Annotated in this window: 13 protein-coding genes; all 13 read right to left on the bottom strand. The window is 44.8% G+C overall.

Annotation, left to right across the window (positions count from 1 at the left end):
- Positions 1-12: 12 nt before the first annotated feature.
- Entirely contained in the window at positions 13-975 is a 963-nt protein-coding gene (locus tag ACZQK9_RS01240) for a TIGR03943 family putative permease subunit (protein WP_117780695.1), read from the bottom strand.
- A gap of 116 nt (positions 976-1,091) precedes the next feature.
- Positions 1,092-2,306, bottom strand: a complete 1,215-nt coding sequence (locus ACZQK9_RS01235) for a CobW family GTP-binding protein (protein ID WP_483269366.1) — start codon at positions 2,304-2,306, stop codon at positions 1,092-1,094.
- A gap of 77 nt (positions 2,307-2,383) precedes the next feature.
- Positions 2,384-3,235: a mechanosensitive ion channel family protein gene (locus tag ACZQK9_RS01230; protein ID WP_483269365.1), complete on the bottom strand. Its 852-nt coding sequence runs from the start codon at positions 3,233-3,235 to the stop codon at positions 2,384-2,386.
- A gap of 99 nt (positions 3,236-3,334) precedes the next feature.
- A complete protein-coding gene (glgB, locus tag ACZQK9_RS01225; protein WP_483269364.1) occupies positions 3,335-5,542 on the bottom strand; it encodes a 1,4-alpha-glucan branching protein GlgB in 2,208 nt (735 codons plus the stop codon).
- A gap of 18 nt (positions 5,543-5,560) precedes the next feature.
- Positions 5,561-6,793, bottom strand: coding sequence for a DUF1015 domain-containing protein (locus ACZQK9_RS01220; RefSeq protein WP_483269363.1), 1,233 nt, complete (start codon positions 6,791-6,793; stop codon positions 5,561-5,563).
- A gap of 40 nt (positions 6,794-6,833) precedes the next feature.
- Positions 6,834-7,400 (bottom strand): P-loop nucleotide/nucleoside kinase family protein, encoded by a 567-nt coding sequence (locus ACZQK9_RS01215; protein WP_216506887.1) that lies wholly within the window; start codon positions 7,398-7,400, stop codon positions 6,834-6,836.
- Positions 7,401-7,600: 200 nt separating this feature from the next.
- Entirely contained in the window at positions 7,601-8,692 is a 1,092-nt protein-coding gene (gene asd, locus ACZQK9_RS01210; RefSeq protein WP_177983463.1) for an aspartate-semialdehyde dehydrogenase, read from the bottom strand.
- A 22-nt stretch (positions 8,693-8,714) separates the two neighbouring features.
- Positions 8,715-9,878, bottom strand: a complete 1,164-nt coding sequence (locus ACZQK9_RS01205; RefSeq protein WP_177970465.1) for a phosphoglycerate dehydrogenase — start codon at positions 9,876-9,878, stop codon at positions 8,715-8,717.
- A gap of 16 nt (positions 9,879-9,894) precedes the next feature.
- A complete protein-coding gene (gene serC / locus ACZQK9_RS01200) occupies positions 9,895-10,977 on the bottom strand; it encodes a 3-phosphoserine/phosphohydroxythreonine transaminase (protein ID WP_178016619.1) in 1,083 nt (360 codons plus the stop codon).
- A 14-nt stretch (positions 10,978-10,991) separates the two neighbouring features.
- Positions 10,992-12,674 (bottom strand): biosynthetic-type acetolactate synthase large subunit, encoded by a 1,683-nt coding sequence (gene ilvB, locus ACZQK9_RS01195; RefSeq protein WP_216506889.1) that lies wholly within the window; start codon positions 12,672-12,674, stop codon positions 10,992-10,994.
- Positions 12,675-12,777: 103 nt separating this feature from the next.
- Positions 12,778-14,442 carry a dihydroxy-acid dehydratase gene (ilvD, locus tag ACZQK9_RS01190; RefSeq protein ID WP_178016617.1) on the bottom strand — a complete coding sequence of 555 codons (1,665 nt, stop codon included), beginning with the start codon at positions 14,440-14,442 and terminating at the stop codon, positions 12,778-12,780.
- A 277-nt stretch (positions 14,443-14,719) separates the two neighbouring features.
- A complete protein-coding gene (gene leuB / locus ACZQK9_RS01185) occupies positions 14,720-15,802 on the bottom strand; it encodes a 3-isopropylmalate dehydrogenase (protein WP_483269362.1) in 1,083 nt (360 codons plus the stop codon).
- 37 nt (positions 15,803-15,839) lie between these two features.
- Positions 15,840-16,535, bottom strand: coding sequence for a zinc-ribbon domain-containing protein (locus ACZQK9_RS01180; RefSeq protein ID WP_483269361.1), 696 nt, complete (start codon positions 16,533-16,535; stop codon positions 15,840-15,842).
- Positions 16,536-16,553 lie beyond the last annotated feature (18 nt).

Here is a 16,553-nt window from a genome sequence, read left to right as displayed (position 1 = left end):
AATTTTCCTTAATTAGTTGAAATATACAAGCTCTTCTTCGGCTGGCTTGGCCGGTTCGATCTTGGTTGCACGGATCACAGGCCCTTCGCCTTCAAATTCCGGATAGAACTCCTTGTCAATCGTTCCGGTTACTGTTACCCATTGTCTGTCCTTCAGATGCTTTGTCAGATCGGAATAGCACTTAAATCCGATAAATGCAACATCTTCGGCACAGCAGGTCATCGCAAATCTACCCGGTACGAATTCATTTGCCTTGTAGCTCTTTGGCTTGTGTACCATCGCCTTGAATGTAATCTGCTTTCCTACATATTTGTCCGGATTATCACAGGCATCAATATAGAAGATACCGTAATCTTCATCTTCAAGTGTGATGCTAGGCTTATCGATCTCATATGGCAGATCTAACTCCTCATCACCGACATCGGCTGCGCCATCTTTGTTCTCGAAGATAACCTGTGCACGACGATTTACCGCACGGATGCTCCGGCGGTACTCCGCACGCTTTGTATTCTCATCGCATCGGTTGAAGATAATCATATCCGCGCTCGATAACTGTTCCATCATCATCGCCTTCATATTTGCCACATACACATCAAAGGTGGATGCATCGACAAATGTGATTACCTGTACGATCGTCCAGCCCTTTGGCACACGGATAGAAAACAGCTTGTCCATCTTCCATGTACCGTTATACTCGATCATCACACGAGTTGGCTTGTACTTATCCTGCAGGTCAAGCAGATATTCAGTATTCAGGTTAGATTCCTCCAGATATTCAACAAAGATATTCTGGCTCTTAAGGTACTCCTCGTCATACTCCTCAATGCCCTCTTCGCAGACAAGCAGAAGGGTTGGTTCGCCTTCTGTAAATCCACGATCAATCAGAGTTTCGTTCGCAAAGGTTGTCTTTCCGCTTTCCAGAAAACCCATAAACATATATACCGGAATCTCTTCTACTTCCTTTGTTGGTCCCATAGTCTATTTCCTTTCTTCTCTATCTGTCCGTCAGCCGGGAAGTGGGCCAGATCCCGCATACCACCGGATCCTGCCACTTCTCAACCGCCTATTATTTTCCTTCCTGATGCTCCGGTTTATGCAACCCCGAACAACTCTGCCAGCTTGTCTTCCTTCAGATTGCTTCCGATCACGCAAAGCTTTCCCGTATAATCAGCAGCGCCCTTACGAATCTCATATTCGCCCGGTGTCAGGTCGAAATGAATCCACTCACCATCCGTGTTCGGAACGATACCCTTTGCACGCAGGATAACTCCATATTCGTCTGCATTGTCAGCCAGTGTCTTCAAAATCTGTTCCATATCGGCATCTGCAAACTTCTTGGCAGTTTCCTTACCCCAGCTTGTAAATACCTCATCTGCATGATGATCATGATGGTGGTCATGGCAGCCACATGTACATCCAGGTCCATGCTCGTGATGGTGGTCATGTTCCTCATGGTCGTGATGATGGTCGTGCTCCTCATGGTCGTGATCGTGGTCATGCTCCTCATGGTCATGATCGTGATGATGGTCATGCTCCTCATGGTCGTGATCGTGATCGTGGTCGTGCTCCTCATGGTCATGATCGTGATGATGGTCATGCTCCTCATGGTCATGGTCATGATCGTGATCGTGGTCATGATGGTGGTGATGATGCTCTTCCTCATGCTTTCTTGCAATCTCAACTGCCTCTTTGATCAGCTTATCGAGTGTATTTGCATGCTCCATGGCATCTAAGATTACCTTACCGTCAATCTCATCCCAAGGTGTTGTGATAATTGCTGCATCCTTGTTATGCTCACGCAGCATAGCAACAGTATCACTTACCTTCTTCTCCGGCACATTCTGTGTACGGGAAAGCACGATGGTTCCTGCACTCTCTACCTGGTTATTGAAGAACTCGCCGAAGTTCTTCATATACATCTTGCACTTTGCTACATCAACAACCGTTGTTGCACTGTTGATTACAACATCGGCATCCTGCTTTGCATCTTCGACTGCCTTCATCACATCTGACAGCTTGCCAACACCGGATGGCTCAATAATTACACGGTCCGGTGCATAATCTACGATTACCTTCTTCAAGGCTGTACCAAAATCTCCGACAAGGGAACAGCAGATACAACCGGAATTCATCTCTGTGACTTCCACGCCTGCATCCTTCATGAATCCGCCATCAATACCGATCTCACCAAATTCATTCTCGATCAATACAAGCTTCTCACCCTGATATGCCTCCGCAATCAGTTTCTTGATCAATGTTGTCTTACCTGCACCTAAAAATCCTGAAAGAATATCAATCTTTGTCATCTCTATTGCCTCCTAAAAAATATTTCTTTTTTCGTCAACTTTATATAATAGCACATTTCTATTATTTTTTCCACATGCTATGCATCCTTATTCTTCAATGTCACTTCCATCTGGTCAAATGGAATCTCAATGCCCTGTGCATCGAAAGCATACTTGATGGCTTCTTGTATTTCCCATTTTGCCTTCCAGTAGTTTTCCGTTGCAACCATACAGCGGACACCCATCTTGATGCTGCTGTCCCCGAAGGAATCCACGAACACATCGACTTCCTTCGTTTTATCATAATACTGATTTTCCGTTACAACCTGATACAATGTATCCTTTACTTTTTTCAGATCTGAATCATAGGCTACTCCGACCGCAATGTCCAGTTTTCTTGTTCCCGCTGCTGTCACATTGACGATCGAATTTGACGTAATGTTTCCATTCGGAATCACAATGATCCGGTTGTCATACGTCTGCAGCTTCGTATAGAAGATGTCGATTGACACGACCATACCTTCGCACTGCTTGTCATTCTCAATGATGTAATCACCAACTCGAAACGGCTTCAATATAAGTATCAGCACACCACCTGCGAAGTTTGCCAGACTGCCCTGCAGCGCAAGACCGATTGCCAGACTGGCGGTTCCAAGAATCGTGACTAACGATGTTACCTGGAATCCGACAATAGACGCTGCCGTGATAAATACGATGGCATAAAATGTGAATTTAATCAGCGACAACAGAAATGACGCAACACTTTCCTCCATGTTTGATTTCTTGAAGGATTTGCGTATCATCTTCACGATCAGCTTCGACAGCTTCATCCCGATATACATACATAATATCGCAAGCACTAACTGAAATCCTTTATTTAATGCCCAGTCTCCAAGCTTATTCAGATACTCTTCGATCTTAGACGGTTCAATTTCTCTGATGTCTTCCAAACAAGACCCTCCTTTTTATGTTCATATAAGTAAATATTCATTTATTTCTAAAACTTCACAGGCTGCCCTTCTCACGAAGGACAGCCCGTTTCATCTTAATTATTTGCCGATTTTCTTTTTAAATACACTGATAGAAAGTGGTGGTACGGTAACGGAGATGTAATGCTCCTGTCCGTCACACTCTGCTTTCTTTGCCTGTTTCACTGTCTTGTTATTTCTGCCCTCGCCACCATAACGGTTGTTATCGCTGGAGAAAATCTCCTGCCATCTTCCGCCGGATGGAGTAGCAAGCTTGTATGCTTTGTGTTCCATCGGTGTGAAGTTACAGATGATCAAAAGCGTATCACTCTCCTTCTTACCTTTTCTAACATAAGAAAGAAGGCTTGTATTGGCACTATTACAGTTGATCCATGTGAATCCGTCCGGAGAAGAATCAAGTTCATACAGTGCCGGCTCTGTCTTATAAAGCTCATTTAATTCCTTGACATACCCCTGCATGAACACATGTGCATCAAACTCGAACAGCGACCAGTCTACTTCCGCATTCTCGTTGAATTCTGCAAACTGTGCAATCTCCTGTCCCATGAACAGAAGCTTCTTGCCCGGATGCGTCATCATATACCCATATGCCACACGCAGATTCGAGAATTTGTCTTCGTATCCGCCCGGCATCTTTGCAATCATAGATCCTTTCTCATGAACAACCTCGTCATGGGAAAGTACGAGAATAAATTTCTCACTGTATGCATATACCATGCTGAAAGTCAGATCATTATGATGATATTTACGGTATAATGGATCCAGTTTCATATAGTTCAGGAAATCGTTCATCCAGCCCATATTCCACTTGTAATCAAATCCAAGTCCGCCAGCCTCAACCGGATGCGTCATCATCGGCCATGCCGTTGACTCCTCCGCAATCATGATAACACCCTTGTGCAGTTCATGCATCTTGCTGTTTAATTCCTTGATGAAATCAATCGCTTCAAGATTCTCATTACCGCCATAGATGTTCGGCAGCCACTCGCCATTGTTACGTCCATAATCCAGATACAGCATGGATGCAACCGCATCAATCCGGATACCATCAATATGATATTTCTCCGCCCAGTAAAGTGCATTCGCAACCAGGAAATTCCGGACTTCATTGCGCCCGTAATTGTATATATACGTCCCCCAGTGCGGATGTTCCCCACGCTTAGGGTCCTCATGCTCATAAAGTGCTGTGCCATCAAATCTGCCAAGTCCATGCTCATCCTTTGGAAAATGCGCAGGAACCCAGTCTAAGATCACGCCGATTCCCTTACTGTGCAGATAATCAACAAAATACATAAAATCTGCCGGTAACCCGTAACGGGATGTCGGTGCATAATACCCGGTTACCTGATATCCCCAGGACGGATCATACGGATGCTCCATAATTGGCATCAGTTCTACATAATTGTAATTCATCATCAACAGATAATCCGCAAGCAGACTTGCAATATCCCGATAATTATAAAACTCTCTGCCATCCGTCGGACGTTTCCATGAACCAAGATGCATCTCATAGATTGCCATTGGCTGCTCGTCCGTATTTTTATTCTCCCGCTGTTCCATCCACGCGGCATCCTTCCACTTATAGGAAATATCCACAATACGGGATGCATTTGCCGGACGTACCTCACTGCTGAACGCATACGGATCGCTCTTCATAAATACCTGTCCGGACTTCGCCTTGATCTCGTACTTGTAAATTTCTCCAACCAAATTTCCCGGAATAAACAACTCATAAATACCGGAATAATCCAGCTTCCGCATCGGATGCCGTCTGCCATCCCAGTTGTTGAAATTACCAACGACCGATACACGGTCTGCATTCGGTGCCCAAACAGCAAAAAGTACACCATCCACGCCATCCACAGTCATCGGATGTGCCCCCATCTTCTCATAGATGCTGTAATGTTTTCCCTCGTTGAACAAGCTGATATCGATCGGATCAATCACCGGTTCAAACACATACGGATCAAAGTATGTCACTTCATCGCCATCATCAAAACGTACGTTCAGCTTATATTCAAACGGTTTTTTATCTTTTATAACCACAGAAAAAAATCCCGGCACACGATCTGAGACAAGTGTGTACTTCTTTCTTGTGGATACTTCAATGGCATTTACAACCTTTGCACCCGGCAGATATGCATTGATATACAGATCATCGATGCACTCATGCATACCAAGAATATGATGCGGATTGTTATGAATGCCCTGGACCAAAGCGTCGACTTCCATCCAGTTTATAGCAAAAACTGCTTTTCTTTGGGACATGTCAAATGTGTCTCCTCTCTACAATTTATGAATGAAGATTCCACTTCTTAGCTTTGGTTCAAACCAGGTTGACTTCGGTGGCATCAACCGTTTTGCATCAGCAACCGCAAAAAGCTCCTCAATTGATGTCGGATACATCGAAAATGCAAGCTTCATATCACTGTTTGCACGTCGTTCCAACTCCGCAAGACCGCGGATTCCTCCGATAAAATCGATTCTTTTATCGGTTCTCGGATTTTCAATTCCAAGAATCGGTGCAAGGAGATGATCCTGTAAAATTGAAACATCAAGCCCATCCACCGGATCTTCAGATAGTATATGTGATTTTGCACGCAACTTATACCAGATACCATCCAGATACATGCCAAAGGCTGCCTTTTCTTCCGGCTGATATGCTTCCGTAACCGCTTCTACTTCGAAATCTGCCTTGACCGCATCTATAAATGCATCCGCAGTATACCCATTCAAATCATGTACAACACGATTGTATGGCAGGATTTTCAGCTGATCATGCGGAAACAGAACGGATAAAAAATAATTATATTCTTCTTCGCCCGTGTGGTTTGGATTCGCATTTCTGCGCTTGATTCCAACCTTTACCGCCGATGCTGCCCTGTGATGGCCATCCGCAATATAGATCTGTGACATCCCGGAGAATGCTTGCTGGATTGCCGCAATATCCGCTGCATCTGTCACCAGCCATACCCGGTGTGTGATTCCATCCTCAGAGACAAAATCGTTCTCTGCAGGACGCGCCTTGATCTTCGTTACAATTGCATCAATCGCAGCCTGTGCGCGGTACGCAAGAAAAATCGGACCTGTCTGTGCATTGCACATATCCACATGCGTGATACGATCAATCTCTTTATCTTCCCGTGTATTCTCATGCTTCATGATGACACCGGACTCATAATCCTCTATGGATGCACATGCCACAATTCCGGTCTGGGATCTTCCATCCATCACAAGCTCATACAGATAATACATCGGAGTTACATCTTCCACATAGTCACCACGCCCAATCATACCATCCAGCAATTCTTTTGCCTTCTCGTATACACATGGCGCATAAGTGTCCACGCTGTCATCAAATGCTGTCTCTGCGCGGTCGATGCGCAGGAAGGAAAGAGGTTTTCCCTCCACTGCTTTTTTTGCTTCTTCCCGGTTATATACATCATATGGCAACGCTGCCACTTCACTGACAATTTCTTTTCTCGGTCTATACGCTTTAAATGGTTTAATAATTGCCATGTATCTTCTCCTCTAAGTATACTGTCTCCGACAGACAGGTTTATCCACGAATTGCCTTTACCGCCGCATCGATGGACTTCTTATAATCTTCCTCAGAAGAATTGTTGAATACAAACAACTCCGGAATATTATCCGGCTGCTTGAAGTTCTGTGTTGCGATATACTCATCCCAATGTGCAAGCTTCCATGCATCACGGTCAGATGCACGCTTGATCATACGCTCGTGGCATACTTCAACATCTGTATGTACCCATACTACAAATAATTCTGCATCCTTTTCCTTTAATTTTGCACGCAGATTGTCGAGATATTCGTTGTCACGGATCTCGTCTGTAAATGGTGCATTGATCAATACAGTATCGTTATACTCTAATGCTTCAAATGCAAAATCAAGAACTGCATAATACTCGTAATCACGAATCTCTCTCTGGAAGAAATCAGACGAACGGTTGTATTCTTCGCCAGCCACCTTAAAAATCTGCTTGGACAATACGATCAATGTATCCTTATCCAGATATACGCAGTTTGGAAGTGCTTTTGCAAGCTTACGTGAAATAAATGTCTTGCCACAGGCTGGTGGTGAAGTTACTAAAATCAATTTCTTCATGGTTGGTGCCTCCTATATATGTACATAAAAATTCTCTATATGTTCTACCTCTGTATGCAACGCATACAACAAGAACCTAATTATTACAATATTACCACAAAACAAAAGAACAAACAAGCATTTCCATTCTGTTTCGTCATGAAATATGTCTGTTTGTTCCTTTTCTTAATTTTGTTTGTTATCTATGCAATATACATGAATTACTTTTTTGTGATGTACCCCTGTGCCTTAAGGAGTTCTGCGCATAATACAGCGCCACCGGCAGCCCCACGAACTGTGTTATGAGAAAGTCCGACAAACTTCCAGTCATAGACAGAATCCTCACGGATACGTCCAACAGAGATACCCATGCCGTTCTCATAATCCACATCCAAAGTAACCTGTGGACGATTATCTTCTTCCATATAACGGATGAACTGCTTTGGAGCACTTGGAAGCCCAAGTTCCTGTGGAACGCCCTTGTAAGACTCCAGCTTCTCGATCAGCTGTTCCTTTGTCGGATTTTTCTTGAACTTTACAAATACAGCTGCTGTATGTCCGTTCAATACCGGTACACGGATACACTGGCATGTGATGATCGGGCTTGTCGCAGGAACGATTTCACCCTTCTCCTCATCAATATGTCCCCAGATACGAAGTGGCTCTTTCTCAGATTTTTCTTCCTCGCCGCCGATAAACGGGATGATATTTCCAACCATTTCCGGCCAGTCCTTGAATGTCTTTCCGGCTCCTGAGATTGCCTGATAGGTCGTGGCAACAACCTCATATGGCTCGAATTCCTTCCATGCTGTAAGCACCGGTGCATAAGACTGGATGGAGCAGTTTGGCTTTACAGCTACAAATCCTCTTGTCGTACCAAGACGCTTCTTCTGGAACTCGATAACCTTCATATGCTCCGGGTTGATCTCCGGAACTACCATCGGTACGTCCGGGGTCCAGCGGTGCGCGCTGTTGTTAGAGACAACCGGTGTCTCTGTCTTTGCGTATGCATCCTCGATTGCCTTAATTTCATCCTTAGACATATCAACAGCACTGAATACAAAATCAACGGTAGAAGCAACCTCTTCTACTTCGTTTACATTGTGTACGATCAGCTTCTTAACAGCTTCCGGCATCGGTGTATCCATCTTCCAGCGGTCACCAACTGCCTCCTCATATGTCTTGCCTGCACTACGTGGGCTGGCTGCAACTGTCACAACCTCAAACCATGGATGGTTCTCAAGAAGTGAAATAAATCTCTGTCCAACCATACCGGTTGCACCAAGAATACCTACCTTTAACTTATCACTCATTTTGTTATCCTCCAACTCCTGTTTACTGAATTACACGTACTTTCAATACGCCATCGATACTGGAAATAGACTTTACAGTATCTTCATCTGCCTTCTCAGAAATATCAAATACCGAGTAAGCATAATCACCCTTTGACTTGCTTACCATGTCAGATACATTGATACCCTTGGAAGCAAATGCACCAGTAAACTGCGTGATCATATTCGGAATATTCTTGTGACATACACAAACTCTTGCTGCTTCCGAACACTTGCCAGCATCGCAGGCCGGATAATTTACAGAATTCTTGATATTACCATTCTCAACGAAATCCATGATCTCCTTCACTGCCATCACTGCACAATTATCCTCAGACTCCTCTGTGGATGCACCAAGGTGTGGCAATGTGATTACGTTATCAACTCCGGCAATCTTTGCATTTGGGAAGTCTGTTACATACTTAGCAACCTTTCCACTTGCAAGTGCCTCGATCATATCATCATCATTTACAAGAATATCTCTTGCAAAGTTCAGGATCTTCACGCCATCCTTCATCATGGCAAATGCATCCTTATTGATCATGCCCTTCGTAGAATCAAGCGCCGGTACATGTACAGTAATGTAATCACACTCTTTGTAAATATCTTCTACATTCTTGATATGTTTTACGTGGCTGGAAAGTCTCCATGCAGCATCGACAGAGACATATGGATCATAGCCATATACTTCCATACCAAGCCGGAAAGCAATATTCGCAACCTTGGCACCGATTGCACCAAGACCGATAACTCCGAGCTTCTTACCCATGATCTCGCAGCCGGCATAGTGTTTCTTCTGCTTCTCAACTGTCTTTGCTATATTCTCGTCTGATGCATTCTCCTTTACCCAGTTATAACCACCCATCAGGTCTCTGGATGCGAGCAAAAGTCCTGCAATTACGAGTTCCTTTACACCGTTTGCATTGGCACCCGGTGTGTTAAATACAACGATTCCCTTATCTGCACACTTGTCAAGCGGGATGTTGTTGACACCTGCACCTGCACGTGCGATTGCAAGCAGATTATCGGAAAGCTCTAAATCATGCATTGCTGCACTTCTGACAAGTACCGCGTCCGCTGCTGCAAAATCGTCTACTACTTCATATGTATCATTGAACAAATCCATACCGCAGGCTGCGATCGGATTCAAGCAATTAATCTTAGCCATTTTCTTCTCTCCCTTATTATGAGTTCTTCTCCTCGAAGTCCTTCATGAATGCAACCAACTTCTCAACACCCTCAATTGGCATTGCATTGTAGATGCTTGCACGCATACCACCAACTGTTCTGTGTCCCTTCAGGTTTACAAAGCCTGCTGCTGTTGCTTCCTTTACGAACTTTGCATCGAGTTCCTCGTTGCCTGTTACGAACGGAACGTTCATCAGGGAACGGTCTTCCTTCACAACAGTTCCACGGAACATCTTAGAAGAATCTAAGAAGTCATACAGGATAGCTGCCTTCTTCTCATTATGGATCTTCATTGCAGAAAGTCCACCCATTTCCTTTACCCACTTGAACACCAGACCACAGATATAGATACCATAGCATGGAGGTGTGTTGTACAAGCTGTCATTGTCTGCCTGTGTCTTGTACTTCAGCATGGTCGGGCAGTAAGTTGGGACGTCATCACGGATCAGATCCTCACGGATGATTACAACAACAACACCGGCCGGTCCTACGTTTTTCTGTACGCCGAAGTAGATCAGACCATAGTCAGATACATTGACTGGCTGTGACAGAATATCGGAAGACATATCAGCTACAAGAATCTTACCCTTTGTGTTCGGAAGCTTCTTGTAAGTAGTTCCGTAAATTGTATTATTATGACAGATATATACATAATCTGCATCCTCGGAAATCGGAAGGTCAGAGCAATCCGGGATATAGCTGAAGGTCTTGTCAGCCGATGATGCAACGACATTTACCTTTCCGTACTTCTTTGCTTCTTCGCATGCCTTCTTTGCCCACTGACCGGTAATAATATAGTCAGCGACACCGTTTTTCATCAGGTTCATTGGAATTGCAGCAAACTGCTGTGATGCACCACCCTGCAGGAACAATACCTTGTAATTATCTGGAATATCCATCAGATCACGAAGGTCTTTTTCTGCTTCTTTGATGATGTTATCGTATACTTTCGAGCGATGACTCATCTCCATTACGCTCATGCCGGAACCTTTGTAATCCAGCATCTCATCTGCTGCCTGCTTCAACACTACTTCCGGTAATACGGAAGGACCTGCTGAAAAGTTAAATACTCTTGCCATTTTTCCTCTTCCTCCTACTTATTATCTAAATCCTGCTGATCAAAACAGGTTTCCAAAGCTGCTCCTGCAGCAACCATTGGCCATACCTTATCATCCTTACCGATGATGCAATCAATCACAACCGGCTTATTTAACTCGATTGCCTGCTTCATGGCATCCTCAAACTCCTGAAGATTTGTAGCTCTAAATCCGGTCGCTCCAAGTGCATCCGCTACCTTCACGAAATCAACGGAATCATCTAAAATTGTATTCGAATAACGCTTATCGTAGAACAATGTCTGCCACTGACGCACCATACCAAGCACATGGTTATTGATTACAACCTGGATGATCGGCACATTGTAACGGCTTGCCGTAGCGATCTCGTTCATATTCATACGGAAACAGCCATCTCCCGCAATGTTGATTGCCACACGGTCTGGACGTCCGTACTTGGCACCGATACAGGCACCAACGCCATAGCCCATTGTTCCAAGTCCGCCGGATGTCAGAAGCTGTCTTGGCTCTTTAAATTTATAATACTGGGCTGCCCACATCTGATGCTGTCCAACGTCGGTTGTAATTGTTGCATTCCCCTCTGTCAGCTCATAGATCTTGTTGATGATCGCCGGTCCCGAGAATTCATTCATATCCGCATGATCCGGATACTGTTCTTTGAGTGCATCAATCTGTGCTCTCCACTCCGGTTTCTTAGAAGCCTTGATTCTGGTAGAGATCATCTTCAGTATTTCTTTGGCATCACCGACAACACTTGCATCAACTTCCACGTTCTTATTGATTTCTGCAGCATCAATATCAATATGTAAAATCTTTGCCTGATTTGCAAACTTACTTGCATTACCGGTTACACGGTCTGAGAATCTCGCACCAACAACGATTACAAGATCTGCCTGATTGATACCGAAGTTTGAAACCTTGGTTCCATGCATACCGATCATGCCTGTGTAACGATCATCCGTTCCCGGAAATGCACCCTTGCCCATCAATGTATCACAGACAACTGCATCGATTTTCTCTGCAAATTTCTTCAGCTCCTTGGATGCATCTGCCGCAACAACGCCACCACCGACAAGAATCATCGGTTTCTTCGAATTCTCAATCATCTTAATGGCTGTGTCGATATCTTCTGCACGGATTGTCTTGGTCACGCGCTCGATTGGCTCCGGTGCCTTTGGCTCATAGTCTGCAACATTTGCAGTTACATCCTTTGTAATATCAACAAGAACCGGACCCGGTCTGCCTGACTGTGCGATTTTAAATGCGCGGCGGATTGTATCTGCCAGTTCATGTACATTCTTTACAATAAAGCTATGCTTCGTAATCGGCATAACTACACCCGCAATATCAATCTCCTGAAAACTGTCCTTTCCAAGAAGAGAAACACCTACGTTTGCAGTGATTGCAACAAGCGGAATCGAATCCATATATGCGGTTGCAATACCGGTTACAAGATTCGTTGCACCCGGACCGGAAGTTGCCATACATACGCCAACCTTGCCAGTCGCTCTTGCATATCCATCCGCTGCATGACTTGCACCTTGCTCATGGGATGTCAGGACATGGTGAATCTCATCCTGATGCTTATACAATGCATCATAGACATTCAGGATCGTTCCTCCCGGATATCCAAATACTGTGTCAACGCCCTGTTCTTTCAGACATTCAATCACTATTTCTGATCCAGTTAATTGTTTCATAAACTTCTCCTTATCTACATACAACTTGATTTATCCTTTTTCTTCCTGTCAGATAACCAATATCTGATAGGATAGCACATTGTTTTGAATTATTCAATATATTTTACTTCAACTCCAAAACGGCACCGCGGTTACCGGATGTTACCATCTTTGCATATCTTGCCAGATATCCGGTTGTTACCTTTGGCTCTCTTGGTGTCCATGCCTCTTTCCGCTTTGCAAGCTCCTCGTCGGAAACCTTCACATTGATCGTACATGCATCAATATCAATGCTGATGATATCTCCCTCTTCGATCAAAGCGATCGGACCTCCAACTGCTGCCTCCGGTGAGATATGTCCAATGGAAGCACCACGGCTTGCACCTGAGAAACGTCCATCTGTGATCAGTGCTACTGAAGAGCCAAGTCCCATACCTGCAATCGCAGATGTCGGGTTCAGCATCTCTCGCATTCCAGGTCCCCCCTTTGGTCCCTCGTAACGAATAACCACAACATCACCTTCGACGATTTTGCCACCCTTGATAGCCGCGATTGCATCCTCTTCACATTCAAACACACGTGCCGGACCTTCATGCTGCAGCATCTCCGGAACAACTGCAGAACGCTTGACTACAGAGCCGTCCGGTGCAATATTTCCCTTCAGTACGGCAAGTCCACCGGTTGAACTGTATGGGTTTGCCATCGGGCGGATAACTTCCGGATTCAGGTTCTTATGTCCCTTTACCGCCTCTCCGATTGTCTTGCCTGTTACTGTCATGCAATCCTCATTGATCAATCCTGCCTCGCAGAGCTGGTTGATAACCGCATACACACCACCGGCCTCGTTTAAGTCCTCCATATATGTCGGGCCTGCCGGTGCTAAGTGGCAGAGGTTTGGTGTTCTTGCACTGACTTCATTTGCCATGGAAATATCAAAATCAAATCCAATCTCATGTGCGATTGCCGGAATATGAAGCATAGAGTTTGTAGAACATCCAAGCGCCATATCAACAGTCAAAGCATTCATGATGGCGTCCTTCGTAATAATATCTCTCGGACAGATATTCTTCTTGTACATCTCCATAACGGCATAACCGGCACGCTTTGCAAGCTTCAGTCTCTCAGAATATACTGCCGGGATTGTTCCGTTTCCAGGAAGTCCCATACCAAGTGCCTCTGTCAGACAGTTCATAGAGTTTGCGGTATACATACCGGAGCATGATCCACAAGTCGGGCATGCATGGCACTCAAAATCGTTGACATCTTCTTCGGTCATCTTGCCTGCTGCATAAGAACCAACTGCCTCGAACATAGAAGAAAGGCTGGTCTTATGTCCTTTCACATGACCGGCAAGCATCGGGCCACCGGATACGAATACGGTTGGCACGTTGACTCTGGCTGCTGCCATCAGAAGTCCCGGTACGTTCTTATCACAGTTTGGAATCATGACAAGTGCATCAAACTGATGTGCAACTGCCATACACTCGGTTGAATCTGCGATCAAATCTCTTGTTACAAGGGAATACTTCATTCCGATATGTCCCATCGCGATACCATCGCAGACAGCGATTGCAGGGAACATCACAGGTGTTCCGCCTGCTTCTGCTACGCCAAGCTTCACGGCCTGTGCGATCTTATCTAAGTTCATATGGCCGGGTACGATCTCGTTGTAGGAACATACGATACCGACCAATGGTTTCTTCATTTCTTCTTCTGTCATTCCAAGGGCATTGAACAAGCTTCTGTGTGGTGCCTGCTGCATGCCAACTTTTACGTTATCACTCTTCATCTTTTTTCTTCCTTTCTCTTCACATACTGCTAGCCGAGATAGGTGAACTATCCAATTCCCCGCAGACCCGCTCTCGCTCAGTGAATACACGCAGCAGCACTAAATTCACTGCACCAACTACGTTGGCACAGTTCATTAAGTGCCGGCGTGTTTCAATGGTCTGCTTAGGAATTGATAGTTCGCCTATCTCTCCTACACTTATTGATTAAATATTCATATATCATCGTTAAGCATATATTTCATAATCCGAAAGATATATTTATTTTACCTTACTACCCTAAATCCGCTCTACGATCTTGTCGCCCATCTCGTTACAGCCGACAAGAGTTGTGCCTTCGGACACGATATCACATGTACGGAAACCGTCTATAAGCACCTGCTTGACTGCGTTCTCAATGGCATCTGCCTCTTTGTCGAGGTCGAATGTGTAGCGGAGCATCATCGATGCGGAAAGAATCGTTGCAATCGGGTTTGCCTTGTCCTGTCCGGCAATATCCGGTGCCGAACCGCCACTTGGCTCGTACATACCGAACTTTGTCTCGTTCAAGGAGGCAGATGCCAGCATACCGATGGAACCTGTGATCATCGATGCCTCATCGGACAAGATGTCACCAAACATATTCTCCGTTAATACAACATCGAACTGTGCCGGATCTTTGACAAGCTGCATTGCACAGTTATCAACAAGCATATGCTCATATGTGACTTCCGGATAATCTTTGGCAACCTCTTCCACGACCTTTCTCCAGAGTCTGGAGGAATCAAGCACGTTTGCCTTATCAACGCTCGTTACCTTCTTACGGCGCTTCATTGCGATATCAAAGCCCTTGATTGCAATACGGCGGATCTCATTTTCATTATAAGTCAATGTATCTACAGCCGTCATCACACCGTCTACTTCCTTTGTCTCTCTTGCACCGAAGTAAAGACCACCGGTCAGTTCACGCATAATCATCATATCGAACCCGCGGTCTGCGATTTCCGCCTTCAAAGGACATGCACCCTTTAACTGCTCATAAAGATTTGCCGGTCTTAAATTTGCAAAAAGTCCTAATTCCTTACGAATCTTCAGAAGTCCGGCTTCCGGTCTCTTCTCCGGTGGAAGCTTATACCAAGGCGATGTGCTTGTATTGCCACCGATAGAACCAAGCAATACTGCATCACTTGCCTTCGCTCTTGCGACCGCTTCGTCTGTCAGCGGAACACCATGTGCATCAATCGAACATCCGCCCATCAGAAGCTGCTCATAATTAAATGTATGTCCAAACTTTTCTCCGACTGCGTCTAACACCTTCATTGCCTGTGTGACAACCTCAGGTCCGATACCGTCTCCTTTGATTACTGCAATATTACAATTCATGATTCATCCTCCAAATAATAATTTATCCTGTATCCGCTTAGCGGTTGAATAAATGCTTTCTCTTCTTAAAATATACGATGTTACAGATTAACATCACAATGGAAGTCGCCAATGATCCATAGTTTGAACTGGAAATATACTCCGAAAGTCCATCCACAATGCTTGTAACACTCGCGATATATGCAATTAACACAACCAGGCCTGCCACCTGCATACCTATATACATTGCCGGTCCGGACTTCTTGAAATCCGCAAGCATAAAACGCGTTATAAGTGAGAAAATACCAAGTGCGATGTAGCAGATACCGATAATCGTATCCACACCCTTTAAGCCAGAAAAATAACTATATACCCGATCAGTATTTTCACCATAAATTCTGCCTGTAAGAAGCTGGAATCCATTCCACAATCCAACAAGTGTTGAAACAAACAGCTGAAAATAAATTACGAAATGGAACCATTTCATTCCAAGTTCCGGCTGTGGCTGCTGTGGTGCCTGATTATACATTCCCTGCTGGTTGTACATATTCTGCTGTGGTGCCTGATTATACATTCCCTGCTGGTTGTACATATTCTGCTGTGGTGCCTGATTGTACATCCCCTGCTGGTTATACATATTCTGCTGCGGTGCCTGATTATCTGCCTGTGCGCCTGCACCGGTATAAGCTCCACAGACTGGACAGGTCAGCTGTCCGTCCGAAATCTGGTTGCCACAATTATTACAAACTCCCATATATTTTATCCTCCCCAA

The organism is Wujia sp. (assembly GCF_056872695.1).
This window is presented reverse-complemented; position numbering and strand designations above follow the sequence as displayed.

What these genes read in the sequence shown, in the direction of transcription:
- ACZQK9_RS01240 (WP_117780695.1), bottom strand. Translation starts at nt 975, where the DNA reads ATGGGACCAACAAAGGAAGTAGAAGAGATTCCGGTATATATGTTTATG.
- ACZQK9_RS01235 (WP_483269366.1), bottom strand. Translation starts at nt 2,306, where the DNA reads ATGACAAAGATTGATATTCTTTCAGGATTTTTAGGTGCAGGTAAGACA.
- glgB (WP_483269364.1), bottom strand. Translation starts at nt 5,542, where the DNA reads ATGTCCCAAAGAAAAGCAGTTTTTGCTATAAACTGGATGGAAGTCGAC.
- ACZQK9_RS01220 (WP_483269363.1), bottom strand. Translation starts at nt 6,793, where the DNA reads ATGGCAATTATTAAACCATTTAAAGCGTATAGACCGAGAAAAGAAATT.
- ACZQK9_RS01215 (WP_216506887.1), bottom strand. Translation starts at nt 7,400, where the DNA reads ATGAAGAAATTGATTTTAGTAACTTCACCACCAGCCTGTGGCAAGACA.
- asd (WP_177983463.1), bottom strand. Translation starts at nt 8,692, where the DNA reads ATGAGTGATAAGTTAAAGGTAGGTATTCTTGGTGCAACCGGTATGGTT.
- ACZQK9_RS01205 (WP_177970465.1), bottom strand. Translation starts at nt 9,878, where the DNA reads ATGGCTAAGATTAATTGCTTGAATCCGATCGCAGCCTGCGGTATGGAT.
- serC (WP_178016619.1), bottom strand. Translation starts at nt 10,977, where the DNA reads ATGGCAAGAGTATTTAACTTTTCAGCAGGTCCTTCCGTATTACCGGAA.
- ilvB (WP_216506889.1), bottom strand. Translation starts at nt 12,674, where the DNA reads ATGAAACAATTAACTGGATCAGAAATAGTGATTGAATGTCTGAAAGAA.
- ilvD (WP_178016617.1), bottom strand. Translation starts at nt 14,442, where the DNA reads ATGAAGAGTGATAACGTAAAAGTTGGCATGCAGCAGGCACCACACAGA.
- leuB (WP_483269362.1), bottom strand. Translation starts at nt 15,802, where the DNA reads ATGAATTGTAATATTGCAGTAATCAAAGGAGACGGTATCGGACCTGAG.
- ACZQK9_RS01180 (WP_483269361.1), bottom strand. Translation starts at nt 16,535, where the DNA reads ATGGGAGTTTGTAATAATTGTGGCAACCAGATTTCGGACGGACAGCTG.